This window comes from Xanthomonas sontii, assembly GCF_040529055.1.
Taxonomy (GTDB): domain Bacteria; phylum Pseudomonadota; class Gammaproteobacteria; order Xanthomonadales; family Xanthomonadaceae; genus Xanthomonas_A; species Xanthomonas_A sontii.
On sequence record NZ_CP132342.1, the window covers coordinates 2,551,710 to 2,576,872 of the forward strand.

Consider the following 25,163-nt stretch of genomic DNA (forward strand, 5'->3'; position numbering starts at 1 on the left):
TTGACCGGCACGCTGGCGCTGTTCAGGCCTCAGTAGGTGACGGTGACCTTGACCACGTCGCTGTAGCTGCCCGGGGCGGGCGTCTGCCGGGCCGGGACCTGCCCGTACAGGGTCAGCGTCTGTGCGCTGCCGGTCCCGGTGCCGGTCTGGGTATCGCTATTCAGGGTGCTGCCCCAGCGTTGGGTACGCGCAGCGTCGCGGTACAGCTCATAGGTCAGGTACTGGCCGCTGGCGCTGCGCATGCGGCGCACGTTGCCGCTGGCGTTCTGGCCATTGTCCAGGCTCACCTGCCAGGCGGTGCGGTAGCGGCAGTTCATGCTGAGCACGGTGGTGTAGTTCAGCGGGTTGTCGATCAGGCCGGACTGGGTGCCGAAGTCCAGGTCGGCGATGCTGGCGATGGTGCAGGTCGGTGCGGCGGTGGCGCTGGCCACGAACGGGAACTGCACCGAGGTGCCGCCGCCCTTGCCGCCGGTGGTGCAGGAGGTGGGAATCACCGCGGGGTTGCCGACCAACGGCTCGTCGTAGCGATACTGCAGGTTGGTGTACACGCCGCTGAAACTGTTCTGGTAGGCCCCGGTGGCGATACCGCTCTGCAACGGGACGCGCGCATAGATGGTGTAGGTGCCGGTGCCGCTGCCGCCGGTCGCCAGCGACGAGTAGGTCAGGTCCACCTGCAGTGGGGTGGAACCGCTCAGCGCGCTGCCCCAGATCAGGCTGCGCGCGCTGTCGCGGTAGAGCTGGAAGCCGAGGCTGTCGTTGAGCGGGTTGAGCATGCGCCGCGGGGTGATGCCGAGGCCGGCACCCTGCGCGCCCTCGCCGATGTTCAGGCACATGCGTACGTAGATCGTGCCCAGCACGCTGATCGCGCCGGTCTGGCAGGTCACCAGGATCTGTGCGGTGGCGTCGGTGACGGCGGTGTCGGAGAGGGTGCCGAAGCTCACCGCCGTGGCCTGCGCGGTACAGGTGGTGGTCGCGGCAGCGCGCTGCGGCAGCAGCGCCGCGGCCACCAGCAGCAGCGCCGGCAGCCATATCCGCCAGGCGCGCGCGCTCACGGCGTGCGCTCCGGCAGGCAGCGCAGCGGACCCAGCCGGGTGGGCGGCGCCTGCGTCGGGCGCTCGATCCGGAACCGGCAGTGGCTTCCTTGCATGTCCACCTCCAGGTCGTTGCGGCCGGGCGCGAGCCCTTCCACATAGGCCTGGCCATCGTAGCCGACCACGGTGTCGACGCCCGGTCCATGCACCCGGCTGCCGACCGGCAGCGGCGCGTCGGCGGCGTCGTGCAGTTGCACCAGCACGCCGTCGCTGCGGCGGATCGGGAACGCCACCACCACCCCGGTCCGATCGCGCGGCACCACGATCTGGTCGACCTGCTCCGGCCGCAACTCGGGCGGCAGGCGCATCGGATCGATCGACAGCCGGTTGTGCTGCCAGGCCAGCAGCGGCGTGACCAGCAGGAAACCGCGCGCATCGGTGCGGCCGATCGGCCGGTTCTCCAGCAGCACCGGCACGTCGGCGACGCCGCCGGTGGAGACCAGGGCGAAGGCCTGGTCGAGATCGCGGCCAGGGAACCAGCCGCCGCCGATCCAGGCCACGCCGCCCGACGCTTCCGCATAGGCGTAGCGCTGGCCGCCGGCGCTGGCGATGCCGCTGGCGTAGCGGGCGCTGTCGCCACGCCAGCTGGCCTCGGCCAGGCCGCCGCCGCCGTCCTGCCCGCCGCGCGCCTGCAGCCGCCAGCCGCTGCCGCCGTCGGCGGCGGCCGCCTGGCTGAGGTCGGCCGTCGCACTGGTGCGCGCGCCGATGCGTTGCACGGCGACGCCGGCCTGGCGGCGGCCGTCCAGCGCGATCGACCAGCCCAGGTACACGCTGCGGTCGCGGACCTGGTCCAGGTTCTGGTTGATGCTCAGGTTCAACGACGACTGCCGCGGCAGGGCTCGGGTCCAGAACAGGCTGGCGTAGCGTTGGTCGCCGCTGTCGGGGTAGGCCAGGCGCACGTAGCTCAGGGCGATGTTGCCGACGCCGTCCCAGGTGCTGCCGAACAGGGCGCGCTCGCTGATCCGCGGCGGCGCGGCGCCGTAGCGCGCGGCCACGTCGCGGTAGCCGGATTGCGCGCGCTGGGTATCCATCGCCAGGTTGAAGCGGCCGTTGTTCCAGCGGTAGCTCAACGCGTACTGCAGGCCTTGCTGGCCGGCCGCACCGCCGTGCGCCAGCGAGGCGCCGAACACGCCGGCGCGCGGCAACAGCCACAGGCCGCCGACCCCGGCGTTGCGCACGCCGGCGCCGGCCTCGGCATGTGCCTCGGCGGTGAAGCGCGGGCCGAGGCCGCGCCGCCAGCTGGCGCTGCCGACGGTGTCGCCGGCATAGGCGAAATCGGCGACGCCGTACGCCTCGCGCACCCGGCCCAGCGCCAGCGACCAGTCGGTCAGGCCGCTGGCCAGCAGATCCTGGGTCGCATAGAACGGAAAGGCCAGCGAGCGGGTGCGGCCGTAGGCGTCGGTGATCACCACCTGGGCATTGCCGGCGCCGTCCACGCCCGGCGCGGCGGACAGCTGGAACGGCCCGGCCGGCAGCTGCGCGCCGTACTGGCGGATGCCGTTGACGTACAGGTCCACGCTGGACGGCACCGCCACTTCGCCGAGGAATTCCGGCAACGGGGTGATCGCGCGATACGGCTGCAGGCCGAAGTCGCTGCCCACCCGCACGCCGCCCAGGCGCACGGTGCGGCTCCAACTGGTGCTGCTGCTGAAGGTGTCGCCCAGCACCACGCTGGTCATGCGCTCGGGCAGCGACCACTGCCATTGCGTGTCCAGGCGGATCGTCTGAGCACGCCAGTCCTGCTGCGGCTCGCGGTACACGCGGCCGACGAAGGACTGCCGCAGCAGGCCCTGGCCCAGACCGAACACGCGCAGCTCGCCACTGGCGGTGAGATTGCTGGCGCCGCCCTGGCGGCTGGCGTAGAGGTCGTAGTCGAGCAGTGCGCCGGGTGAACTGGTCGCCGGCAGCGACGGCACGCCGCCGCGCGCGTCGATGCGGGTGGTGGCGACGTCCAGCAGCGCCACCGGCGCGTCGATCGTCACCTGCTGCAGGCTGGCGTCGTAGCGGAAGCGCACGCCGTCCAGGTCGCCCAGGGCGATCGCCGCGCTGGCGTCGCTGCCGTCCACGCGCAGGCCGAGCTGGCGCAGGGTGGCGGCGCTGGCGCGCAGTTGCTCGCCGTCGCGTTGGAACTGGAACAGGCCGGGCTGGCGGGTCTGGTTCAGGGTGACCTCCAGGTACAGGGTCTCCTGCGCCGGAGCGGTCGCCTCGGGCGGGGGCTGAGGCTGGGCGACGGCGAGCGCGGCGCTGCCGACCCACAGCGCCAGCAGCAGTTCAGGGCGCCGCGGCGTCCACGAACAGCGACTGCGCGCGCGGCTCGCCATTGATCCTTGCCTCGAACGTTCCCTGGGTCTGCGCCAGCGCCGCCGGCAGCGGCCAGCGCTTGCGTTGGCCCGGCAGCACGTAGCCGGCCAGGCCCTCGGCGATGGCGCTGCGGCGGCCGTCGCCGGCGACGAACTGCAGGTCCACAAGCTGCGCGTGGCCGTTGCCCTCATTGCGCACTTCCAGCGCCGCCCCCGCGCCGTCGCGGAGCAGCCGCGCGCGCAGTGCCGGCGCCGTGGTCGCGGCCGGCTTGAGGAACACCGGCACCGAATAGCGCAGCACGAACTGCAGCCCGGCGCTGGCGTTGCCGCCGGCATCCTGGCTGGGCAGTTCGTCGACCAGGATGCGATAGGCGTCCTCGCCGGCGGCGGGCGCGGGATCCAGGCGGATCACCCGCACCAGTTGCCGCGCGTGCGGCGCCAGTTGCAGCATCGGCGGGCTGAGCGCGATGCGGTCGCTGGGGTCGAGCACATCCTCGCCGTCGCGCTGCTGCCAGCGGAACACGCGCACCTGCGCGCGCAGCGGCACGTCGCCACTGTTGCTCAGCCACAGGCCCTGCGCGGTCTCCTCGGCACGCAGCGACACCGAGGTCGGCGCCACCTGCAGGCTCGCGGCGGCAGCCGCGCCGGCCGCCGCCAGCCACAGCGCGGCGAGTGCCGGCAGGCGCAGGAAGGAAGGCAGTCGCAAACGCATGCAGGCGGCTCCGGTTACCAGGTGACGGTGGCGGTGACGACGTCGCTGTACGAACCGGCAGGGTAGTTGGTGCTGGCGACCTGGCCGTAGACGGTGATCGGTTGCACTGCACCATTGCCGGTGCCGGCCTGGGTGTCGGTGCCGATGGTCGAGCCCCAGTTCTGGGTGCGCGCGGCATTGCGGTACAGCGCGTACGGCACGCGTGCGGTATTGCTGGCGTCGGCACTGCCCATGGTGCGGGTGGTGACCGTGGCGCCTGAGCCGGAACCGGCGTTGAGCGCGATGTTGTACGGGGTCCCGGAGGTGCAGCGCACGTTCAAGGTGCCGGTGCTGTTGATCGCGCTCTGGGTGGAATTGACGCTGCCGAAATCGACGTCGGTGGGCGCGGTCTGGATGTCGCAGACGCTGGTGATCTGGATCTTGACGTTGAAGGTGCGCGAGTCGGACTGGGCCCAGGCCAGGCCGGTCCCGGCGGCGAACAGCACGAGGAAGGCGAGAACGCGATGGAAGAGGTACATGGCAGGGTTCTTCGGTGAGGGCGGACAACCGCCGGTGCCACTGCCAGTGCAAAATGCGAGCCAGTTCACATATTTATGGATCGTTATCCAGTTTTCACATGGGATGACCGCCACAGGGTGCCGTGTTCAGTGCGATGAAGGCAGCGGCGACCGCGCCGGCGTGCCAAAAACCCGGCAACGCGCCCGGCGCGTTCAGCCAGCGCCGGGATGAGCGATAATGACGACCATGACCGTCAATCTGAAAACTCCGCAGGACATCGAGAAGATGCGCGTGGCCGGCCGCCTGGCCGCCGAGGTACTGGACCTGATCGGCCCGTACGTGAAGCCCGGCGTCACCACCGCCGAGCTGGACCGCATCTGCCACGACCATATCGTCAAGGTGCAGGGGGCGGTGCCGGCCAACGTCGGCTATCGCGGCTTTCCGAAGACCGTGTGCACGTCGGTGAACAACGTCATCTGCCACGGCATCCCCAGTGAGGGCAAGGTCCTGAAGGACGGCGACATCGTCAACATCGACGTCACCGTGATCAAGGACGGCTGGCATGGCGACACCAGCCGCATGTACTGCGCGGGCACGCCGTCGGTGATGGCGCGGCGCCTGATCGAGGCCACCTACGAGGCGATGTGGCGCGGCATCCGCGCGGTGAAGCCGGGCGCCACGCTCGGCGACGTCGGCCATGCCATCCAGCAGTACGCCGAGAGCGAGCGCTTCAGCGTGGTGCGCGAGTACTGCGGCCACGGCATCGGCAAGGTCTACCACGACGAACCGCAGGTGCTGCACTACGGCCGGCCGGGCGATGGCCTGGTGCTGAAGCCGGGCATGACCTTCACCATCGAGCCGATGATCAACGAGGGCACGCGCTACACCCGCGTGCTGCCGGACGGCTGGACCGTGGTGACCAAGGACCGCAAGCTCTCCGCGCAATGGGAGCACATGGTCGCCGTCACCGAGGATGGGGTGGAGGTCCTGACCCTGTCGCCGGGCGGCCTCGGCGAACCGTGAGCCTGCTGCCGGCCGGTGCCGATGCCGGCATGCCCGGCGCCGGCGTCGACGACGCCGGTTGGGCCGCCGCGGTCCGGCAACTGCTGGCGCAGACCGATGCGCGGCTGAGCAAGCGTTTCGACCAGGGCGATGACATCGATCGCCTGCTGGCGCTGCGCGCGCGCGCGCTCGACCAGTTGATCCGTCACGCCTGGAGCCGCTGCGTGCCGCGCGAGGCCGGGCTGGCGTTGTTCGCGGTCGGCGGCTATGGCCGTGGCGAACTGTTCCCGCGCTCGGACATCGACCTGCTGGTGTTCGGCGACCTCGATCCCGCCTACGAACCGGCGCTGGCACGGCTGTTCCCGCTGTTGTGGGACGCCGGCGTGCCGGTGAGCCATGCGGTGCGCTCGGCCGCGCAGTGCACTGCGGCCTGCGCCGACCAGACCGTGCTGACCGCGCTGATCGAGGCACGCCCGCTGCAGGCCGACGCCGCCGCCAAGGCGGCGCTGGCGGCGGCCATCGCCCCGCAGCGGGTATGGCCGCCGCGCGAATTCTTCATGGCCAAGCGCGAGGAACTGCAGGCCCGCCACCAGCGCTTCGGCGACACCGCCGACAACCTGGAGCCGGACATCAAGGACGGCCCCGGCGGCCTGCGCGACCTGCATACGCTGGGCTGGATGGCGCTGCGCGCATTCGGCGTGCGCGACCTGGAGCCGTTGATCGGCCTGGGCCACGTCGGCGGCGACGAAGCCGCGGCGCTGCGCCGCGAGCGCCGCGAACTGGCGCGCTTGCGCTACGGGCTGCACCTGGTCGCCAACCGCCCGGAAGAGCGCCTGCGCTTCGATTACCAGAAGACCCTGGCGCAGCGCCTGGGCTTCTCCGACGACGTCGAGAGCCTGGGCGTCGAAAAGATGATGCAGCGCTTCTATCGCAGCGCGGCGATCGTGCGCCGGCTCAGCGACCGGCTGCTGCAGCGGTTCGAGGAACAGTTCGACGGCGAGGCGCAGCCGCAGCCGCTGCACGGCGGCTTCTCGCTGCGCCGCGGCTACCTGGCCGCCGACGACGAGCGCTGGCCGCAGGCCGACCCGGTGCAGGTGTTCGCGCTGTTCGCCACCTGGGCCGCGCACGGCGAGATCCGCGGTCTGCATTCGCTGACCGCGCGCGCGCTGGCCGAGGCGCTGCCGCATCTGCCGGCCTACGCCAGCGCCAGCCCGACCGCGCGCGAGCGCTTCCTGGTGCTGTTGCGCGGCCCGCGCGCGGTGCAGACGCTGACCCGGATGGCGCGGCTGGGCGTGCTCGGGCAGTGGATCCCCGCCTTCGCGCAGGTGTCCGGGCGCATGCAGTTCGACCTGTTCCACGTGTACACGGTCGACCAGCACACGCTGATGGTGCTGAAGAACATGGCGGTGTTCGCCAACGCGCGTGCCGACGAGCGCTTCTCCATCGCCCACGAAGTCTGGCCACGGCTGCGCAAGCCGGAACTGCTGCTGCTGGCCGGCCTGTTCCACGACATCGCCAAGGGCCGCGGCGGCGACCATTCGGAGCTGGGCGCGGTGGATGCGCGCGCGTTCTGCGCCGCGCACGCGCTCAGCGCCGCCGACACCGAACTGGTCGCCTGGCTGGTCGAGCAGCACCTGCGCATGTCGGTGACCGCGCAGAAGCAGGACATCGCCGATCCGGAGGTGATCCATCGCTTCGCCAGCCTGGTCGGCGACCGCGAGCGTCTGGACTATCTGTACCTGCTGACCTGCGCCGACATCGCCGGCACCAGCCCCAAGCTATGGAATGCGTGGAAGGATCGGCTGCTGGCCGACCTGTACTTCGCCGCGCGCCGCGCCCTGCGCGAAGGCCTGGAGCATCCGCTGCCGGTGGCCGAGCGCCTGCAGGAGGCGCGCGAGGCCGCGCGCGCGCTGATGCACATCCAGGGCCACGACGACGCCATCATCGACCGCCAGTTCGCCGGCATGCCGGACGAGAGCTTCCTGCGCTTCCGTCCCGAGCAACTGGCCTGGCAGGCGACCTCGCTGATGGAGGTGGAACTCGGTGGCACCCTGGTCAAGGTGCGCCCGGTCACCCCCGACGACGCGGCGCTGGAAGTGTTCGTGTATTCGCCGGACCGCGACGGCCTGTTCGCCGCGATCGTGATGACCCTGGACCGGCTCGGCTACGGCATCCATCGCGCGCGCGTGCTCGACGCCCCGCACGGGGCGATCTTCGACACCTTCGAGGTGATGCCGGCCGATGCCTTCGCCAGCGGCGACATCGCGCAGTTGCAGGCCGGACTGCGCGAGGCGCTGGCCGGCGACCTGGCGCGGCTGCGCCCGGCGCGGCGGGTGGTGCCGCGCCAGCTGCGGCATTTCCGCTTCGCCCCGCGCATCGAATTCCGCGAAAGCCTCGACGGCCGCCTGACCCGGCTCAGCCTGGTCGCGCCGGACCGCCCGGGGCTGCTGTCGGACGTGGCCCAGGTGCTGCGCCGGCAGCACCTGCGCGTGCACGACGCGCGCATCGCCACCTTCGGCGAGCGCGCCGAGGATCTGTTCCACATCACCGACGAGCACAACCTGCCGTTGCCCGACGCCGCCCGCCAGGCGTTGCAGGCCGCGCTGCAGGCCTGCCTTGACCCCGATACCCCGCCTGGAGACCCCCGCTGATGGCCACCAAGAAGCCTGCCGCCAAGAAGTCCGCTGCCAAGACGGCGGCCCCCAAGAAGACGGCCAAGCCGGTTGCCGCAAAGCCGGCGGCGCCGACCGTGGCGAGCAAGCCCCCCAAGCCCGCCAAGCCCGCGCCGAAGCCGCTGCGCGCCAAGCCGGTGGCCGTGCCCAGCGCCGACGAGCTGAAGTTCACCATCGACAGCGCCTTCGAGCGCCGTGCCACGCTGACGCTCGACGAGATCGAGGGCTCGACCCGGCCGGTGGTCAACCGCGTGATCGATGGCCTGGAAAGCGGCGAGTTGCGCGTCGCCGAGCCGGACGGGCACGGCGGCTGGAAGGTCAACGAGTGGCTGAAGAAGGCGGTGCTGCTGTATTTCCGGGTCAACGAGATGGCCGTGGTGGAAGCGCAGCCGGCGCCGTTCTGGGACAAGGTGGAAGCGCGCTTCGCCGGCTATCACGAAGCCGAGTTCCGCAAGGCCGGCGTGCGCGTGGTACCGGGCGCGGTGGCGCGCCGCGGCAGCTACTTCGGCAAGGACGTGGTGCTGATGCCGAGCTTCACCAACATCGGTGCGCACGTGGGCGAGGGCACCATGGTCGACACCTGGGCCACGGTCGGTTCCTGCGCGCAGATCGGCAAGCACTGCCACCTGTCCGGCGGTGCCGGCATCGGCGGCGTGCTCGAACCGCTGCAGGCCAGCCCCACCATCATCGAAGACCACTGCTTCATCGGCGCGCGCTCGGAGGTGGTGGAGGGCGTGGTGGTCGGCCATCACAGCGTGATCGGCATGGGCGTGTTCCTGGGCCAGAGCACGCGCATCTACAACCGCGCCACCGGCGAGATCTCCTACGGCTACGTGCCGCCGTACAGCGTGGTGGTGTCCGGGCAGTTGCCGTCCAAGGACGGCTCGCACTCGCTGTACTGCGCGGTGATCGTCAAGCAGGTCGACGCCAAGACCCGCAGCAAGACCAGCGTCAACGACCTGCTGCGCGGCCTGGCCGACTGAGATGCCGGCGACGGTGCCGGACCTGGCCGAGGCCGCGGCTTACCGGCACCCGTCCGCCGTCTGGTACGGGCGCGCGCTGCCGCGCCTGCTGCATGCGCCTGGCTGGACCCGGCTGCGGCGTGCGTTGACGCAACGCTGGCCGCTGCCGGCGCTTGCGAGCGACGTGCGCGAGGTGGTCTATCTGAACTGGTGGGTCGACGTGCGTCGCGCCCCGCCACCGCCGCCGGGCTACGCCCACGTCGTCCACCACGGGCGCACGCCGTACACCATCCTCAGCTATCGCCATGGCCATTTCGGTCCTGCCCTGGCCGGACCGCTGCGGAAGCTGCTGCCATCGCCGCTGCAGAGCAACTGGCGGTGGTACCTGCGTCGCGTGGACGACGTGAACGCCGGGCCGGTGGTGCTGTTCGACCGCAACGTGATGGATGGATTGGCCTACGTGGCCGGCGCACGCGCCGCCAGCGACGCCATGCAGCCGCACCTGGCCTCGCGCTTCGTGCACGCGCTGCAGTCCGATGGCAGCGGCCACACGCAGATCGAGCCGGGGCAGGGCAGCGCGCCGGCGCTGCAACTGCACTGGCAGCCTGCCGAGGCCTGGCACGATGCCGACTGGACGCCGGCGTTCGCCACGCGCGAGGCGCTGCTGCGCTTCCTCACCTGCCAGGACGAGGCCATCGCGCGCACCTGCGACGGCCGCTGGGCCAGCACCCGCATCGCCTTGCCGGTGGACCCGGCCACGCTGCAGCCGTTGCGGCTGACCGGGGCGCTGACCTGCCCGCGGCTGCAGGCGCTGGGTGTCGCGCTGGAGGAGGGATTGGCCTTTCGCCTGCCGCGTGTCGCGTTCCGGGTGGTGTCCGAACGGCTGCTCTGAGCGCCTGGCGCCTGGGTAATGCCGGCAGCGTGCAACATGTTCGAGCGGTTCCGTCGCGAGCCTGCGGGTAGAGGACCATGCGCGCCGGTTGCACCGCAGCGTTGCCGTGCCTGTTGCGTCGACGCTCGCCTCCGCCTGGGTGATCGACGGTGCAGGAGATGGACGGCCGGCCGTCGGTTGAACCGGGCGCTGCCGCGGCCGGTCGGGAGCGCTGTGCATACCCGGCGTACATGGGTGGCCCGATACGCTGGCGCACGCGATTGCGCCACTGCCGCCACGTCAGGGGGCGGAACGGAAGAGGCCTGGCGCACTGCCACGAACGAACAGGAGAGACCGATGCGTACGATCATGTGGGCTTGCTGGATGACGGCGGCGTTCGCGCTGTCCGGGTGCGGCCGTGAGGGCGCGCCGGCGTCGACGACGCCCAAGCAGGGCGACACGCCTGCGGCGGCAGCCGCTGCGCCCAATCCGGCGCCGGCCGCGACACCTGCGCCTGCGCAAACGCCTGCGACGACGACGGGGACGGGGACTGCCGACGCGGCGGGCGCGCCGCTGTCCTGCGCCGACGAGATCGGCGCCGACGCCGCGGCGGCGCGTGCGGCCACCTGTCGCTCGGTGTCGCCGGCCACGCACCCGCCCTGCAATGCCGCCAACAGCTGCGCCATGATCGACGACGAGATCGCGCGCAGCTGCGCGCTGCTCGGCCGCGACGGACCGACCACCGCCGGGTGCGGCCCGGCCGCCGACAGCCCGCAGGCCGCGGCCGACGTGGTGCGGCGCTACTACGCGGCGATCAATGTGCGCGACTACGCCACGGCCTGGCAGCAGTGGGGCGAGGACGGGCGCCCGGGGCAGTCCTACGCGGCCTTCAAGGCCGGCTTCGCGCAGACGCGTGCGGTGAAGGCGACGATCGGCGCGCTGGGCGCCAGCGATGGCGCCGCCGGTTCGGTGTACCAGCCGGTGCCGGTCACCGTAGAGGCGACGCTGGCCGACGGCACGCGGCAACGCTTCCGCGGCGACTACGTCCTGCGCCGAGTCAACGGTGTGGACGGCGCTTCGGCGGCGCAGCTGCGCTGGCGGATCGACTCGGCCAAGCTCCAGGACGTGCCGGTGCAGTGAGGCCTGGCGGCGTCTTCTTGTGCCTGGGAGGCCGATGGCGCGCGCGGCGGGTAAGATCACGCGCGCTGCTGCCTGTCGATGACGGCATGCCCGGTTCGTCTCCTGATGGCATCGCCCGCCGAAAGGCGGTGCGCGGCGCTTTGGAATGCGATCTGTTCTGGGCCGACCGACCCTCACCCCAACCCCGCTCCCGGTGGGAGAGGGGCTTCATTCGCTTGAAGGGATGTTTCGATGACGACGTTGTACGGATTGAAGAACTGCGACACCTGCAAGAAGGCGACCAAGTGGCTGGACCGCTTCGGCGTGGCCTACACCTTCGTCGATTACCGCGAGCACAAGCCGACCCCGGAGACCCTGCTGGACTGGGCCGGCCAGGCCGGTGGGTTCGACGCGCTGGTCAACAAGTCCTCCACCACCTGGCGGCAGTTGCCCGACAACAAGAAGACACCCGGCTCCGATGCCGAGTGGAAGCTGCTGCTGCGCGAGTATCCGCAACTGATCCGCCGCCCGGTGGTGGTGACCGACGACGGCAAGCTCAGCCAGGGTTTCTCCGACAGCGGCTTCAAGCAGCGGTTCGGGGTGGCGTGACCGTCCGCCCTTACCGGGCCGACGACTGGGCGCGCCTGTGCGCCATCCACGATGCCGCGCGCCTGGAAGAACTGCAGGCGGCGGGGCTGCCGGAGGCGTTCCTGCCGCTGCCGATCGCGGCCGAGCGCGAAGGCCTGTTCGATTACCGCGTGCAGGTCGCCGAGTGCGATGGCCAGGTGCTCGGCTTCGTCGCCGACGATGGCGAGGAACTGGCCTGGCTGTACGTGGATCCGGCCGCGCGCCGGCGCGGTGTCGGCCAGGCGCTGGTGGCCGCGGTGCAGGACGCCAGCCCGGCCGGCCTGGCCCTGGAATTGCTGGAGGGCAATGCCGCGGCGCTGGCGTTCTACCGCGCCTGCGGTTTCGTCGAAACCGGCACGCACGGCGGGCGCATGCCTGGCAACGAAGCTTTCGCGGTGCGCGTGCAGTGCATGCGCTGGCCCGGCATCGCGCCGTAGCGACGGCCGGCGCCGCGACCGCGCACCCGTCCGGCGATCCCGGCCGATGCTTCGAATCCGCCACTCCCACTCGTACACTGCACGCCGTGCGCCGCCGGCACGCGACGCTGCCGCCGCCGATCCGCATCGCGTCTCCCTCGTGTTTTCCAACGGTGTCCCTGCATGTCCGATGTCCTTGAACTCGCCTGCGACCTGATCGCCCGCCCGTCGGTCACCCCCGACGATGCCGGCTGCCAGGACCTGATCGCGCAGCGGCTGCAGCGCGCCGGTTTCGCCATCGAGCGGCTGCGCTGCGGCGAGGTCGACAACCTGTGGGCCACCCATCGCGGCGGCGACGGTCCGGTGCTGGCGCTGCTCGGCCATACCGACGTGGTGCCGCCGGGGCCGCGCGAGGCCTGGAGCAGCGATCCGTTCGCGCCGCAGGTCCGCGATGGCGTGCTGTACGGGCGCGGCGCCGCCGACATGAAGGGCAGCGTGGCCGCCTTCGTGGTCGCCGCCGAGCGGTTCGTGGCCGCGCAGCCGCAGCATCCGGGCACGCTGGCGCTGCTGCTGACCAGCGACGAGGAAGGCGATGCGATCGACGGCGTGCGCCATGTGGCGCGCGTGTTCGCCGAGCGTGGCGAGCGCATCGATTGGTGCATCACCGGCGAACCCTCGTCCACCGAGCGGCTCGGCGATCTGCTGCGGGTCGGCCGTCGCGGCAGCCTTTCCGGTGCGCTGCGCGTGCGCGGCGTGCAGGGGCACGTGGCCTATCCGCACAAGGCGCGCAACCCGATCCACCTGGCCGCGCCGGCACTGGCCGAGCTCGTGGCGCAGCACTGGGACGACGGCTACGAAAGCTTCCCGCCGACCAGTCTGCAACTCTCCAACATCCATGCCGGTACCGGCGCCAACAACGTCATTCCCGGCGAACTGCAGGTCGCCTTCAACCTGCGCTACACCCCGCACTGGGATGCGCCGCGGCTGGAAGCGGAGATCGCCGCGCTGTTCGATCGCCATGGCCTGGACTACGACCTGCGCTGGCACCGCAGCGGCGAGCCGTTCTACACCCCCGAAGGCACGCTGCGCCGGGTGGCGCGCGAGGTGCTGGGCGAGGTCGCCGGCGCGCCGCCGGAGGAGAGCACCGGCGGCGGCACCTCCGATGCGCGCTTCATCGCCCCGCTGGGCGCGCAATGCATCGAGGTCGGCCCGGTCAACGCCAGCATCCACCAGGTCGACGAGCACGTGCGCGTGGCCGACCTGGAGGCGTTGCCGGATCTGTACCTGCGCCTGATCGAACGGTTGCTGCGGTAACAGTTGCGCCGGCTCGCGTGCCGGGTTACGGTCGTTCCATGACCTCGCTGTCCGCCCTCCGCTCGAGCAACGCCAACGGCCGCAATAACGCGCTGGCGAATAATCGTGCGCGGCCGATGCGGGTCTGCGACTAGGCGCTACCAGAAACACCACGCCCAGCCACCAGAAAACCCGCATCGGCCGATGCGGGTTTTTTTGTGCCTGGGTGTTCCCCTCCGCAACCACCACCCCACGATCAGGAGCTTTCCCATGTGTTCGATCTTCGGCATCTTCGGCCTGCAACCGGGCGACGACCTGCAGGCGCTGCGGCGGCAGGCGCTGGACTGCTCGCAGCGGCAGCGCCACCGCGGCCCGGACTGGAGCGGCGTGTATGTCGACGACGGCGCGATCCTGGTCCACGAGCGCCTGGCCATCGTCGACCCGGCCGGCGGTTCGCAGCCGCTGCTTTCCGACGACGGGCAGCTGGCGCTGGCGGTCAACGGCGAGATCTACAACCATCGCGAACTGAAGAAGCAGCTCGTGCAGCCATACGCCTTCCAGACCGGCTCGGACTGCGAGGTGATCAACGCCCTGTACCGCGAAACCACGCCGGACGCGCTGCTGAACCGCCTCAACGGCATCTTCGCTTTCGCGCTGTGGGACAAGGCCGCCGGGCGCGTGCTGATCGCGCGCGATCCGATGGGCGTGTGCCCGCTGTACTGGGGCCATGATGCGCAGGGGCGGCTGCGAGTGGCGTCGGAGATGAAGTCGCTGGCCGACAGTTGCGCCGACGTCGCCCAGTTCCCGCCGGGCCACTACTACGACAGCGCCAGCGGCGAATTGGTGCAGTACTACCGCAAGCCGTGGCGCGACTACGCGGCGGTGCAGGGCGTGGAGGTGAGCAAGCAGGAACTGCGCGAGGCGTTCGAGCGCGCCGTGCATCGCCAGCTGATGACCGACGTGCCGTACGGCGTGCTGCTCTCCGGTGGACTGGATTCGTCGCTGGTCGCGGCGGTGGCGGCGCGCTTCGCACGCAAGCGCATCGAGGAGAACGACGAGGCCGAGGCCTGGTGGCCGCGCCTGCACTCGTTCGCGATCGGCCTGAAGGGCTCGCCGGATCTGGCCGCCGCGGCGATCGCCGCCGAGGCGCTGGGCACGGTGCACCACGGCTTCGAGTACACCTTCGAGGAGGGCCTGGACGCGTTGCCGGAGGTGATCCGGCACATCGAGACCTACGACGTCACCACCATTCGCGCCTCCACGCCGATGTTCCTGCTGGCGCGGCGGATCAAGGCGATGGGGGTGAAGATGGTGCTCTCCGGCGAAGGCAGCGACGAGATCTTCGGCGGCTACCTGTACTTCCACAAGGCGCCGAACGCGCGCGAATTCCACGAAGAACTGATCCGCAAGCTCGACGCGCTGTACAACTACGATTGCCTGCGCGCCAACAAGTCGATGATGGCCTGGGGCGTGGAGCCGCGCGTGCCGTTCCTGGACGTGGAGTTCCTGGACGTGGCCATGCGCATGGACGCCCAGTACAAGATGGCCGGCACCCGCGCCGACGGCAGCAAGCGCATCGAGAAGGCGGTGCTGCGCGAAGCCTTCGAGGGCTATCTGCCCGAGTCGATCCTGTGGCGGCAGAAGGAGCAGTTCAGCGACGGCGTCGGCTACGGCTGGATCGATGGGCTGAAGGCGCATGCCGAGGCCCAGGTCAGCGACCGCGAACTGGCCGCGGCCGACAAGCGCTTCCCGGTGAACCCGCCGCAGACCAAGGAAGCCTATTACTACCGCAGCCTGTTCGAGCGCGTGTTCCCGACCCCGGCCGCGGCCGAGACCGTGCCCGGCGGCAAGTCGATCGCCTGCTCCTCGCCGGCGGCGATCGCCTGGGATGCCAGCTTCGCGACGATGGCCGATCCCTCCGGCCGCGCGGTGGCCGGGGTGCACGCGCAGGCGCTGGGGTGACCTGCGCCAGCCTGCTGGCGATCGCCGGGGTGCTGACGCTGGGGGCGATCAGCCCCGGCGCCAGCTTCCTGCTGGTGGCGCGGCTGGCCGCGGGGCGCTCGCGCGCGGCCGGGCTCGCCGCGGCACTGGGCATGGGCGTGGGCTGCGCGCTGTTCGCGTTGGCGGCCTTGTTCGGCCTGCAGGCGTTGCTGGAGCGGGTGCCGGCGCTGCATCGCGCGGTGTCGGTCGCCGGTGGCGCCTATCTGCTGTGGCTGGCCTGGCGGACGTGGCGGACGCCGGCGTCGCTGGCCGCCACCGCGCCGGAACAGCAGGTGCCGGCGGTGCGCTCGGCCTTCGTCATGGGCCTGTTGACCCAGCTCGGCAACCCGCAGACCGCGCTGGTGTTCGCCGGCCTGTTCGCCGCGCTGCTGCCGGCGCAGCGCGTGCCCGCCGAGTACGTGGCGCTGCCATCGCTGGCCTTCGCCATCGATGCGGCCTGGTTCGCGCTGGTGGCCGGGTTGCTGTCCGCACCGGCGCCGCGGCGCTGGTGGTTGCGCGCGCGGCGGCCGCTGGACCGGCTCAGTGCGGTGCTGATGAGTGGCCTGGGCCTGCGCCTGCTGTGGCGGGCGGTGTAGCCGCAAGCGCAGGCGGGTCGCGCTGCTCCGGTAGCGTGCGTGTTCGACGCCGGCGATGCGTGCCGCGGGATGCGGCTCCTTTCCGCGCGCCTCCCGCTACGCCGGATCCGCCGTCGGCGCCGCGCTGTCGAGGGCGCCGTGCATGGCCGCGATGGGGGCTGGCCCTGTGGCGCTGTCCAGGCAGATCCGGCTCTTGCCGTCGCGCTTGGCCGCATACAGCGCACGGTCGGCACGCTTGAGCAGATCCGAGACGTCGCCGTCGGGATGCATGCGCGCGACCCCGGCGCTGAACGTGAAGGCCACGCCCTTGGCGCGGGTCTGGCGCACGCGTTCCAGCAACCGCTGCAGCAGGGCATCGGTCTGCGTGTCGCTCATGCCGTCGAGCACGATGCCGAATTCCTCGCCGCCGAGCCGGCCGACCCGGCAGCCGTGCCCGAGCCGGGTCAGTTCGGCGGCCAGGGCCAGCAACACCGCATCGCCGACATCGTGACCATGGCGGTCGTTGACCTGCTTGAAGTCGTCGATGTCCAGCATCGCGAACTGCAGCGTGCCGCGGCGACCGCGCTCGGCCGCCAGCGCATGCAGTTGCGCCATCAGGGCGCGCCGGTTGGCCAGCCCGGTCAACGCATCGGTCTCGGAGATGCGCCGGTAGTCTTCCTTCAGACGGTAGGTGATCAGCATGCTGCGCGCGAAGGTGCGGTTCATGGCCAGGCCGATCAGCGACACCGCGGCGACCAGCAGCCCCAGCAGCATCGGGTCGCTGGCGGCCGCCGGTGGCAGCGACCGACCGGTCAGCATGATCGTCCAGGTGTATGCCAGCGCCAGCAGGTAGTCGCGCGTGAACGGGAACAGCAGATTGATGCCCAGGCACAGGGTGACCGTGGTCGGCAGCCACCAGAATTCGCCATGTACGCCCATCTGCCGCAGCTCGATCTGATACGCCCACGACAGCAGCAGCACGTACAGCGCGCCGCTCAGGCGCCAGTGCCAGAAGCGGCGGACCAGCAGGGTGCAGGCGGCGGTGCCGAGCAGCGCGGCCAGCAGGATCAAATTGACCAGGCCCCATGGTCGCTGCAGATACGGATTGAACAGCAGCGTCGCGACCCAGATCGACAGGGTCAGCGCTTGGATGGCGGTGGTCGACCGCCCCAGCAGGTGGCGGATGTACTCCGGGTACGTCATGTGCTGCCCAACGGCGCGTCCCGGCCGGTTCGTGATGTGCGGACGCCGACGCGCACGCGCTGGATCGATGGCAGCGTATCGGCATGCCGGCGTGGCGGCTTGAGTGGCCGCAGCGTCTGCGGTTCAGCCTGTTCGTGCCGCACGCAGCGGCGGTGAAGCGGGGTGGACGTCTGCGCTGTCTGCGTCGGGCCTGATGCGCGTGCACCACGAGCGAGTGCGCTGCGGGGCGGCGGCATGCGCCGCCCCGCGGGGGCTGTTGGTGCTGCGTGCTACAGCGACGTGGCGGCCGGCAGCGCGGGATCGCGCGCGAACGCCGCGGACGTGCCGGCCGACACCGGCGTGGCGCCGTCCAGGCGAAGGCTGCCGTTGCCCGCCTGCCGGGCGGCAGACAGCGCGCGGTCCGCGCGGGCGAGCAGGTCGGACAGTTCGCCGCCGGCCGGCAACGAGGCCAAGCCGACGCTGCAGGTGAAGCTGGCGCCGTCCACGCGCAGGCCACGGATGCGCTGCTGCAGGCGCTGCACCAGTGCGCTCGCCTTGTCCTGCGACACGCCCTCGAACAGCAGGCCGAACTCCTCGCCGCCGAGGCGGCCGACGCGGCAACGCGGGTCCAGCCGCACCAGTTCCGTCGCCAGCGCCTGCAGTACCGCATCGCCGACGTGGTGGCCGTGCTCGGCGCCGATCCGCTCGAAGTCGTCGATGTCCAGCATGGCCAACTGCACGGCGTGCTGGGTGCCGACCGCTGCCTGCAGGTCGGCCATCAGCGCGCGCCGGTTGGGGATGCCGGTCAGTGCGTCGGTCGCGGCCAGGCGCCGATAGCCTTCCTTCAGTGCGTGGTTGCTGCGCATGGTGGTGACGAAGATGCGGTTCAACGCGAACCCGACCATGGTCACCGCCGCCACCAGGATCTCCAGTAGCGGCAGGTCGGCGGAGGCCGGCACCAGGCTGTCGTGCCAGCCGAGCATGATCGCCCAGGTGCAGGCCAGCGCCAGCAGATAGTCGCGCGCGTGGCAGAACAGCACGCTGTAGCCCAGGCTCAGGGTCACCGCCACCGGCAGCATCCAGGGCAGGCCGGCGCCGCCCATGTGGTGCAACTGCAGCCGGAATGCGGCGTCGAACGCGATCACCGACAGGAAGGCGCTCAGCCGCCATTGCCAGAAGTGCCTGGTCATGCGCATGACCACGCCGCTGCCGAGCATGGCGACGAACGCCAGCGCATAGCGCGCGTCCAGTGGGTGGCTCAGGTAGGGGTTGCACAGCAGCAGCGCCAGCCAGACGCACAGGGTCAGGCCCTGGATCGCCAGGATCGGCGTGTCGAGGGTGCGGCGGACATGAAGGTGGTAGTTCATCTGCTCTCCCAGAGCGCCGCGGCACTCCAGCGTCTGCGGCACGGCCGGTCGGTGGTCCAGCGCGGTCCGTCGGTCGCTGGGGCGTCGTCACCGGTTAGCGGCCGCTGCAGGCAGAGCTTTAATGGATGTGTCGCGGCGTGCGTGTCGCCCGCCTCGGGGGGGGCACCCGCCTGGACGCGACCGGGCCTGCCGGTCACCCCGGTTCTGCCGCCACGCGCGGGGGCCGACCTGTTCAAGGCCGGCCGGGTGGCGTGCGCAGGCGCCGCGGCCGCGCGCGCTTACTCGAAGCGCACGCAGTGGCCGTAGCGTTCGGGCTGGATGTCGATGCCCGAGGCATCGGCCTGGTTGCTCTTGCGCCACAGGTTGGGGCGGAACTCCGGGCCGGTGCAGTTGGCCGCGCTGTCCACGCCGATGGTGTAGGTGTAGGGATTGCCGCGGAAGGTGTTGTTCTCGAAGGTGTTGTCCTGGCTCATGCTGTTGTCCCAGCACAGGATCTGCGGCGTGCGCTGGCGGATCGAGCAGGTCAGGTAGAGCCCCGCACCCTTGTTGTCGATGAACTGGTTGCCCGCGAACAGGTTGCGCCGCGCGTCGGCCAGGTACACGCCCTGGCTGCCGTTGCGCTCCAGGCGGTTGTCGCGGATCTCGCTGTCTTCCAGGTGCTCGGTGGTGATGCCGGCGGCGACGTTGTCGTGGATCACGTTGTCGATCAGCTTGACCTTGGCGGTGCGGTTGAACGACACCCCGTCCCAGGTCGCGCCGGAGACGTCGTTGTGCGCGATCAGCAGGTCGCGGCTGTCGAACTCGCTCAGCAGGCAGGCGCTGCGGCACTTGCTCACCCGCAGGTGGGTCAGCTGGATGTTCTGGCCGTTGCGCACCACCACCAGGCTGTTGCTCAGGTACGGGCGTTCGGGCATGAACTCCTTGTCGATGGTGCCGCCGACGATCTGCAACTGCTCCACGCGCACGTCGCGGATCGGCCGCATGGGGCGCTCGTTCTGGTAGTCGCCGATGACGATGGTGGGTTGCTGCACGTGGTCGCGCATGCGCAGCACGGTGCTGTCGCCCTGGCCGCGCAGGCGCAGGCCGTCGCGCTGGATCGAGATCAGCTTGCCGACCGGGAACTCGCCGGCGCTCAGGCACACGGTGGCGGGTTTGCCGTCGTTGGGGACGCGGTCGATCGCGGCCTGCAGATCGTCGCCGGGTTGGGCGCGCACGCTGCAGTCGGAAGCGGCCGCGGGCGCGTCGGCAGCCGGCGTGGCACAGGCGGAAAACGACACGGCCGCGGCGAGCGGCAGCAACAGGGCGAGCAGGGGAGGGCGCTTCATCGGTAGGCAGACTCGGCAGTGGGGGAAGGGGGACGGCAGGCCGGCGTATGCGGTCGGACGCCGGCGCGGAGCCGATCGCGGGTCATTGTGGTGCGGACGGGCTTAATGTCAGCGTGTGCCGGGTCGGGCCGGGCAGGAACTTTGTGGCGCGGCCCTGCACCCAGTCGGCGTGGCCGGCGCCCCAGAACGGCGACAGCGGGTGGCCGCTCTGGCCGCCGGGCATGTGCACGATGCCGTCGGCCTCGTGGCCCGGTGCCACCACCATGCGCTCGGAGGCGCCGAACGCCGGGCGCTGCACCCGCGGCATGTCGTCGTCGCCGGGCAGCGGCGTGTCCGGCATGCATAGCCAGCCGCGCAGCGGCGCCGGCAGGCCCTGCGCCAGCGGATGGCAGATCGCCGCACGGTTCTCCTGGCCCCAGCGGCGCGTGTCCAGCGGGCCATCGGCCTGCAGGTGCGTGCGCACCTCGGCGGCGGCGTCTTCCAGCAGCGCCTGCCAGCTGCCGTAGCGGCGCGGCAGCAGGTGCAGCGGCTGTTGCTGCAGCAGCGGCCAGGCCACGCCTTCCAGTTGCGGCAGCGCCGGGGGCGCGGCATCGGCATCCGATCCTGTAGGTGCCGGCGCGATCAGGCCGTCGCGGATCCGGGTCAGCACCGCCAGGCGCCAGGCGCGCACCAGGGTATAGCTGACCGAGCCGGTGCTGGCGCGGCCTTCCCAGTGCTTGGCCGCTTGCGAGATGGCGTGCAACGCCGGCGTCGCCGCACCGGCATCGCGTTGCTGCAGCAGCGCCCACCAGCGCTGCAGGAACAGGGCGCGGTCGTCGAGTTGGATCGCCAGCAACTGCGGTTCGTTCAGCCGCGGATGCAGGCGCAGGTCGTCGCGGATCTGCTGTGCGCGTGCGCCCAGCGCGTAGCCGCCGTCGCCGAGCGGCGCCAGTTCGGCGCCGCCGACCACGCGGGCATTGGCGGTCCACAGTTGCCCGTCGGCGGGGTCGATGCGCTGCGGCGACTGGCTGGTGGACAGCGGCCATGGCGCGCAGCGCGCCTCCGCCGGCACTGTCGCGCGCACGTCGTGCATCACCGCATCGGCCGCGCAGTGCGGGCCGCGCAGCGGCAGCGGGCCGAGCACGCGCCAGCCGATGTGGCCGTCGCGGTCGGCCAGCACCAGGTTCTGTGCCGGCGTGGCGATGTGCTGCGCACGGGCGAAGGCATCGGGCAGGGTGTCGGCGCGGGCGAAGTCGGCCAGCCCCAGATTCAGCGCACCCGGCAACTGCGCGGCCCAGCGCAACGCCAGCGCGCTGCCGTCGGGTTCGTGTTGCAGGATCGGGCCATAGGCGGTGTCTTCGACCTGCAGTTCGGTGTCGGGGGCGCCCGAGACCTTGATCCGTTCGCGATGCACGGTGACCGGCGTGCAGCCGGGCTGCGCCACCGCGGCGCACGGGGTGAGCCGGTACCAGTCGGCGGTATCGGCATAGCTGTTGGTGAACCCCCAGGCGACGTGACCGTTGCTGCCGACGATCACCGCTGGCAGGCCGGGCAGCGAGAATCCGGACACGTCCACGTGGCCGCCCGGCGCCTGCGCATCGGCATAGCGCAGGCGCACGCGGAACCACAGGCTGGGCGCGCGCAGGCCCAGATGCATGTCGTTGGCGACGATGGCGCGGCCGTCGGCGGTGCGGCTGCCGGCGATCGCCCAATTGTTGCTGCCGGGCGCGCTGGTGGCGACCGCCTCGGTCGCGGCGGGGGCGGGCGCGCCCGCCAGGCGGCGCAGATCGACCTGATCGGCGGAGGGCAGCTCCGCGTCGCCGCGCACGCTGCCGTCCAGTGTCGCGTCCCAACTGCTGCCCTCGTGGCGCAGCAGGGCGTACAGCGGCGCCGGCAAGCGCTGCTGCAGGCGATACAGGGCCAGCTTGCGCTCGAGTTGCTTGCCCTGCAGGTCGAAGTACATCGCCTGGCCGGCCAGCGCCGAATCCACCGGCTGCCAGTCGCGCGGCGCGGCGAACAGCATCAGGTAAGGCCACGGCCGTATCCGCAACGCGTGCAGGCCCTGGTTGACGCCCGCACTGTAGGCCTGCAAGGCCGCCGCGTGCGTGCCGGCGAACGCGGCCAGTTGCGCGCTACTGCGCGCGCGCAGGCGATGCGCCCGCCGTGCCTTGTCCACGTCCAGCGCGTGCGGACCGACCAGCTCGGACAGTTCGCCGGCGGCGGCGCGGCGCAGCAGGTCCATCTCGAAGAAGCGTTCCTGCGCGTGCACGTAGCCGAGCGCGCGCATCGCATCGGCCTCGTCGGCGGCCTCGATGGTGACCACGCCCAGCGCGTCGCGCTGGATGCTTGCCGGCGCGCGCAGGCCTTGCAGCGGGGCCTTGCCGTCGAGCGTGGCCAGGCTGCCGCGCAGCAGCAGCCAGATGCCCAGCGCCACGGCCGCCGTCAGCAGCAGCGTCCCCAGCAGCAGGCGTTTCCATCGACCGCGCATCGTCTCTCTCCGGTGGGCAAGTCTCCGATTCTAGACACGACTGCGTGTCGTTCCCGCGTAGGCGCGGCGCGCTGTGCGCGGGGTCACGCATCGTGGGTGGTGCGAGTCGGGATGTGAATGATTCCGATTGGAACGCGGCGCGGCGGCATCGGGCACTATGGCGCCCTCAGTCGACCCCACGGAGCCCGCCCCATGAAGGGACACCCCGACGTTGTGCAATGCCTCAAGGAGCTGCTGCGCGGCGAACTGGCCGCGCGCGACCAGTATTTCATCCACTCGCGGCGTTACGAGGACGAGGGCCTGCTGGCGCTGTACGAACGCATCAACCACGAGATGGAAGAGGAGACCGAGCACGCCGATGCGCTGCTGCGGCGCATCCTGTTCCTGGAGGGCGACCCGGACATGCGCCCGCATGCCTTCGAACCCGGGCGCACGGTCGAGGAGATGCTGGAGAAGGATCTGAAGGTCGAGTACGAAGTGCGCGCCAATCTGGCCGCGGGCATGAAACTGTGCGAGCAGCACGGCGACTACGTCAGCCGCGACGTGCTGCTGGCGCAGCTGCGCGACACCGAGGAAGACCATGCCTGGTGGCTGGAACAGCAGCTCGGCCTGATCAAGCGCATCGGCATGGCGCTGTACCAGACCTCGAAGATCGACGGGCACGTGTCCGGCAAGGACGCCTGATCCGTCCGTGTGCCTCCCACTTGCGGGAGGCGCCGATGCACTGAGCGGGACCCATCCCCGCCACCGCGGCCGTGCCATCGCCGGCCGCTTCTGACCCGCCGATCGTGCCGGTCGCCACAACTCTCGCTGGCCCGCGCCGGCGCTGCCGACCCTCGCGGGCGACAGTGCCCATCGCGGTGTCGCGGCGGTTGCTGCTGCAGCAAGGCCGCAGCGACTGCCGACACGCCTTCTGCCCTTCTCGTTTCCTGACGCCGCCGATCGGGTTCGGTCGCGCGCGGCCGCGTGGCTGGATGGCGTGGCTGGCGCATTCGCTCGGTTCGCAGTGCGACGCCATGGCGATCGGGCGAGCCGATCTGTCGTCGCCGTCCTCCCCGATGGCTGTTGCAATGCCGCAAAAATCGGCCGTCGCATGCATGTCGCTGCATGCGCGAACCCTTGGAATCCAGGCGTTTGCGCGCCTCGCCACGTCCGCGGCAAAGGCCGTGTGGACAATGCTTGCAAAACAGTAGTGATCGCTATACGGTAGTTTTCACTACTTAATTGCGCGATGGCGAGGGGGCGTTCGATGCAGGCGAGTCCGGGAATCAGGCGGTACGGCGTGGTCGGTGTGGTGGTCGCGGGATGGCTGCTGGCGACCGCGCCGGCAGGCGCCGCACCGGCCGCGGCGCAGGGGCTGTGGCTGACCGCGGCCAAGGACGCGGTGGTGGAGTTCGCGCCGTGTGCGGATGCGGCTACCGCCTTGTGCGGACGCATCGTCTGGGACAAGGACGCCGGCACCGCCACCGATACCTGCGGCGTGCAGATCGCGCGCCTGGGGCGCGAGGACGGCGATACCTGGCGCGACGGCTGGGCCTTCGATCCGCGCAGCGGCAAGCGCTACAAGGCCACGCTGCGCGCCAGCGGCAAATCGCTGGACCTGCGCGCCTTCGTCGGGGTGGAAGTGCTCGGCGAGACCGAACGCTTCACCCGCGTACAGGCGCTGCCCAGCACGCCGGTCTGCGCCAAGTAATCACCCGCCGCGCGCGCAACGCGCCGGCGTCATCAATGTGCGGGGCCAGCGACGGCCGCCGCGCGTCCCACCTTCCTCAGCAAACAGGGGAGATTGAGATGACTGCAGTCCGCTTCATGGCGACCCTCGCGGGCGCACTGGCCCTGCACGGCGCGTGCTGCGCCCGGGCCCACGCCCAGCAGGCCGACGCCGATGGCATGGTCAATTACGAGTTCCAGAACCAGATCAAGCTGATGAGCGAGCAGCGCACGCGCGGCGTGTCCGACTCGCTGATGCGCCCGTCGCTGAAGTGGACCACCCAGTTCGTGCACGCCAGCGGCTTCGTCGCGCTGCTGGAGGTGGCCAAGGTCAGCAAGAAGCAGTTCCTCGACGGCGACGGCCTGGGCATCACCGCCGCGGCCGGCTACCGCTTCGGCAATCCCGATGCCTGGCATGCCGGCGTCGGCCTGGCCACCGAGCGCTTCCCCGGCGCCAGCTTCCTGGCCCCGCACCGGATCGACCTGGAGACCGGCACGCCGGAGGACATTCGCCGCACCGACTACGACAGCAATTTCGGCGTGCTCGAACTCGGCTACGGCGCGGTCGAGGGCCGCCTGCTGTACGTGTTCTCCAAGACCTACCGTGGTGCCGACACCGGCGGCGTGTGCGCGCAGATCCTGCAGTTCGCCGCCGACCCGACGGCGGCGCTGCGCTGCTTCGCCCGTGGCGAGCACGACTCGCGCGGCACGCTGCTGGGCGATCTGAACTACCAGACGCCGCTGCTGCCGTCGATATTGCCGTCGACCACGCTGCGCCTGCACGCCGGCTACCAGAAGCTGCGCAACTTCAGCGAGGGCAGCTTCGCCGACTACCAGATCGGCGTCACCCACAAGCGCTGGGGCCTGGACTGGAACCTGGACTGGGTCAGCACCCGGGTCAACGCGCACGAGCTGTATTGGGTGCAGGACGGCGCGCGCATCCGCAAGACCGACGGCGACACCCTGGTGGCCTCGATCGGCTACACGTTCTGAC

At 71.1% G+C, this 25,163-nt stretch carries 22 protein-coding genes; 14 read left to right on the plus strand and 8 right to left on the minus strand.

All coding sequences use genetic code 11. The features are described 5' to 3' along the window. Nucleotides 1-29 precede the first annotated feature (29 nt). From RAB70_RS10710 to RAB70_RS10725, 4 genes are read right to left on the minus strand one after another with little or no spacing between them, the layout of a single operon-like run. Nucleotides 30-1,052, minus strand: a complete 1,023-nt coding sequence (locus RAB70_RS10710; RefSeq protein WP_148828518.1) for a spore coat U domain-containing protein — start codon at nt 1,050-1,052, stop codon at nt 30-32. Next, nucleotides 1,049-3,412 carry a fimbria/pilus outer membrane usher protein gene (locus RAB70_RS10715; RefSeq protein WP_265531486.1) on the minus strand — a complete coding sequence of 788 codons (2,364 nt, stop codon included), beginning with the start codon at nt 3,410-3,412 and terminating at the stop codon, nt 1,049-1,051. The genes RAB70_RS10710 and RAB70_RS10715 overlap by 4 nt, the downstream gene beginning before the upstream one ends. After that, a complete protein-coding gene (locus tag RAB70_RS10720) occupies nt 3,363-4,103 on the minus strand; it encodes a molecular chaperone (RefSeq protein ID WP_148828520.1) in 741 nt (246 codons plus the stop codon). The genes RAB70_RS10715 and RAB70_RS10720 overlap by 50 nt, the downstream gene beginning before the upstream one ends. Nucleotides 4,104-4,117: 14 nt before the next feature. After that, the gene (locus tag RAB70_RS10725) at nt 4,118-4,621 is read right to left on the minus strand and encodes a spore coat U domain-containing protein (RefSeq protein WP_017911156.1); all 504 of its coding nucleotides are present in this window, start codon (nt 4,619-4,621) and stop codon (nt 4,118-4,120) included. A gap of 226 nt (nt 4,622-4,847) precedes the next feature. Here RAB70_RS10725 and map point away from each other — a divergent pair, with 226 nt between their 5' ends. The 10 genes from map to RAB70_RS10775 all read left to right on the plus strand — a co-directional run bounded on the left by map (nt 4,848) and on the right by RAB70_RS10775 (nt 16,139). After that, entirely contained in the window at nt 4,848-5,624 is a 777-nt protein-coding gene (gene map / locus RAB70_RS10730; protein ID WP_017911155.1) for a type I methionyl aminopeptidase, read from the plus strand. Nucleotides 5,625-5,653: 29 nt separating this feature from the next. After that, nucleotides 5,654-8,254 carry a [protein-PII] uridylyltransferase gene (locus RAB70_RS10735; RefSeq protein ID WP_148828547.1) on the plus strand — a complete coding sequence of 867 codons (2,601 nt, stop codon included), beginning with the start codon at nt 5,654-5,656 and terminating at the stop codon, nt 8,252-8,254. Further along, nucleotides 8,254-9,258 carry a 2,3,4,5-tetrahydropyridine-2,6-dicarboxylate N-succinyltransferase gene (gene dapD, locus RAB70_RS10740; RefSeq protein ID WP_148828521.1) on the plus strand — a complete coding sequence of 335 codons (1,005 nt, stop codon included), beginning with the start codon at nt 8,254-8,256 and terminating at the stop codon, nt 9,256-9,258. Before RAB70_RS10735 ends, dapD begins: the two co-directional genes overlap by 1 nt. Nucleotide 9,259: 1 nt before the next feature. Beyond that, nucleotides 9,260-10,129, plus strand: a complete 870-nt coding sequence (locus tag RAB70_RS10745) for a hypothetical protein (protein ID WP_148828522.1) — start codon at nt 9,260-9,262, stop codon at nt 10,127-10,129. 336 nt (nt 10,130-10,465) lie between these two features. Next, entirely contained in the window at nt 10,466-11,248 is a 783-nt protein-coding gene (locus RAB70_RS10750) for a hypothetical protein (protein WP_225851599.1), read from the plus strand. Between the two features lie 231 nt (nt 11,249-11,479). Continuing rightward, nucleotides 11,480-11,836 (plus strand): arsenate reductase, encoded by a 357-nt coding sequence (locus tag RAB70_RS10755; protein ID WP_148828523.1) that lies wholly within the window; start codon nt 11,480-11,482, stop codon nt 11,834-11,836. Next, entirely contained in the window at nt 11,833-12,291 is a 459-nt protein-coding gene (locus RAB70_RS10760) for a GNAT family N-acetyltransferase (RefSeq protein ID WP_148828524.1), read from the plus strand. The genes RAB70_RS10755 and RAB70_RS10760 overlap by 4 nt, the downstream gene beginning before the upstream one ends. A 162-nt stretch (nt 12,292-12,453) precedes the next feature. Next, on the plus strand, nt 12,454-13,584 hold the full coding sequence (gene dapE / locus RAB70_RS10765) for a succinyl-diaminopimelate desuccinylase (protein ID WP_148828525.1): 1,131 nt from the start codon (nt 12,454-12,456) through the stop codon (nt 13,582-13,584). A gap of 249 nt (nt 13,585-13,833) precedes the next feature. Then, nucleotides 13,834-15,525, plus strand: a complete 1,692-nt coding sequence (asnB, locus tag RAB70_RS10770) for an asparagine synthase B (RefSeq protein WP_017915799.1) — start codon at nt 13,834-13,836, stop codon at nt 15,523-15,525. Next, nucleotides 15,522-16,139 carry a LysE family translocator gene (locus RAB70_RS10775; protein ID WP_148828526.1) on the plus strand — a complete coding sequence of 206 codons (618 nt, stop codon included), beginning with the start codon at nt 15,522-15,524 and terminating at the stop codon, nt 16,137-16,139. Before asnB ends, RAB70_RS10775 begins: the two co-directional genes overlap by 4 nt. A 96-nt stretch (nt 16,140-16,235) precedes the next feature. Here the strand turns inward: RAB70_RS10775 and RAB70_RS10780 are convergent, their stop codons facing one another. From RAB70_RS10780 to RAB70_RS10795, 4 genes are all read right to left on the minus strand, one after another. After that, nucleotides 16,236-17,321: a GGDEF domain-containing protein gene (locus RAB70_RS10780; RefSeq protein WP_148828527.1), complete on the minus strand. Its 1,086-nt coding sequence runs from the start codon at nt 17,319-17,321 to the stop codon at nt 16,236-16,238. A gap of 269 nt (nt 17,322-17,590) precedes the next feature. Further along, on the minus strand, nt 17,591-18,667 hold the full coding sequence (locus tag RAB70_RS10785; protein ID WP_148828528.1) for a diguanylate cyclase: 1,077 nt from the start codon (nt 18,665-18,667) through the stop codon (nt 17,591-17,593). 278 nt (nt 18,668-18,945) lie between these two features. Further along, on the minus strand, nt 18,946-19,992 hold the full coding sequence (locus RAB70_RS10790) for a right-handed parallel beta-helix repeat-containing protein (protein WP_017910788.1): 1,047 nt from the start codon (nt 19,990-19,992) through the stop codon (nt 18,946-18,948). Nucleotides 19,993-20,074: 82 nt separating this feature from the next. Then, entirely contained in the window at nt 20,075-22,459 is a 2,385-nt protein-coding gene (locus RAB70_RS10795; protein WP_148828529.1) for a penicillin acylase family protein, read from the minus strand. Nucleotides 22,460-22,651: 192 nt separating this feature from the next. Between RAB70_RS10795 and bfr the strand changes: the two genes are divergently transcribed. The 4 genes from bfr (at nt 22,652) to RAB70_RS10815 (ending at nt 25,162) form a co-directional block, all read left to right on the plus strand. Continuing rightward, nucleotides 22,652-23,143, plus strand: a complete 492-nt coding sequence (gene bfr, locus RAB70_RS10800) for a bacterioferritin (RefSeq protein WP_148828530.1) — start codon at nt 22,652-22,654, stop codon at nt 23,141-23,143. Nucleotides 23,144-23,331: 188 nt separating this feature from the next. Continuing rightward, entirely contained in the window at nt 23,332-23,652 is a 321-nt protein-coding gene (locus tag RAB70_RS10805; RefSeq protein ID WP_170268153.1) for a hypothetical protein, read from the plus strand. A gap of 56 nt (nt 23,653-23,708) precedes the next feature. Continuing rightward, the gene (locus RAB70_RS10810) at nt 23,709-24,152 is read left to right on the plus strand and encodes a DUF2147 domain-containing protein (RefSeq protein ID WP_408068835.1); all 444 of its coding nucleotides are present in this window, start codon (nt 23,709-23,711) and stop codon (nt 24,150-24,152) included. A 116-nt stretch (nt 24,153-24,268) separates the two neighbouring features. Next, nucleotides 24,269-25,162 (plus strand): TorF family putative porin, encoded by an 894-nt coding sequence (locus tag RAB70_RS10815; protein ID WP_148828532.1) that lies wholly within the window; start codon nt 24,269-24,271, stop codon nt 25,160-25,162. The last annotated feature ends 1 nt before the right edge of the window (nt 25,163 follow it).

Bases quoted from the DNA above. Each gene is read 5' to 3' on its own strand.
- RAB70_RS10715 (WP_265531486.1), bottom strand. From the start codon at position 3,412: ATGGCGAGCCGCGCGCGCAGTCGCTGTTCGTGGACGCCGCGGCGCCCT.
- RAB70_RS10720 (WP_148828520.1), bottom strand. From the start codon at position 4,103: ATGCGTTTGCGACTGCCTTCCTTCCTGCGCCTGCCGGCACTCGCCGCG.
- RAB70_RS10725 (WP_017911156.1), bottom strand. From the start codon at position 4,621: ATGTACCTCTTCCATCGCGTTCTCGCCTTCCTCGTGCTGTTCGCCGCC.
- map (WP_017911155.1), top strand. From the start codon at position 4,848: ATGACCGTCAATCTGAAAACTCCGCAGGACATCGAGAAGATGCGCGTG.
- RAB70_RS10735 (WP_148828547.1), top strand. From the start codon at position 5,654: ATGCCCGGCGCCGGCGTCGACGACGCCGGTTGGGCCGCCGCGGTCCGG.
- dapD (WP_148828521.1), top strand. From the start codon at position 8,254: ATGGCCACCAAGAAGCCTGCCGCCAAGAAGTCCGCTGCCAAGACGGCG.
- RAB70_RS10745 (WP_148828522.1), top strand. From the start codon at position 9,260: ATGCCGGCGACGGTGCCGGACCTGGCCGAGGCCGCGGCTTACCGGCAC.
- RAB70_RS10750 (WP_225851599.1), top strand. From the start codon at position 10,466: ATGCGTACGATCATGTGGGCTTGCTGGATGACGGCGGCGTTCGCGCTG.
- RAB70_RS10755 (WP_148828523.1), top strand. From the start codon at position 11,480: ATGACGACGTTGTACGGATTGAAGAACTGCGACACCTGCAAGAAGGCG.
- dapE (WP_148828525.1), top strand. From the start codon at position 12,454: ATGTCCGATGTCCTTGAACTCGCCTGCGACCTGATCGCCCGCCCGTCG.
- asnB (WP_017915799.1), top strand. From the start codon at position 13,834: ATGTGTTCGATCTTCGGCATCTTCGGCCTGCAACCGGGCGACGACCTG.
- RAB70_RS10780 (WP_148828527.1), bottom strand. From the start codon at position 17,321: ATGACGTACCCGGAGTACATCCGCCACCTGCTGGGGCGGTCGACCACC.
- RAB70_RS10785 (WP_148828528.1), bottom strand. From the start codon at position 18,667: ATGAACTACCACCTTCATGTCCGCCGCACCCTCGACACGCCGATCCTG.
- RAB70_RS10790 (WP_017910788.1), bottom strand. From the start codon at position 19,992: ATGAAGCGCCCTCCCCTGCTCGCCCTGTTGCTGCCGCTCGCCGCGGCC.
- RAB70_RS10795 (WP_148828529.1), bottom strand. From the start codon at position 22,459: ATGCGCGGTCGATGGAAACGCCTGCTGCTGGGGACGCTGCTGCTGACG.
- bfr (WP_148828530.1), top strand. From the start codon at position 22,652: ATGAAGGGACACCCCGACGTTGTGCAATGCCTCAAGGAGCTGCTGCGC.
- RAB70_RS10810 (WP_408068835.1), top strand. From the start codon at position 23,709: ATGCAGGCGAGTCCGGGAATCAGGCGGTACGGCGTGGTCGGTGTGGTG.
- RAB70_RS10815 (WP_148828532.1), top strand. From the start codon at position 24,269: ATGGCGACCCTCGCGGGCGCACTGGCCCTGCACGGCGCGTGCTGCGCC.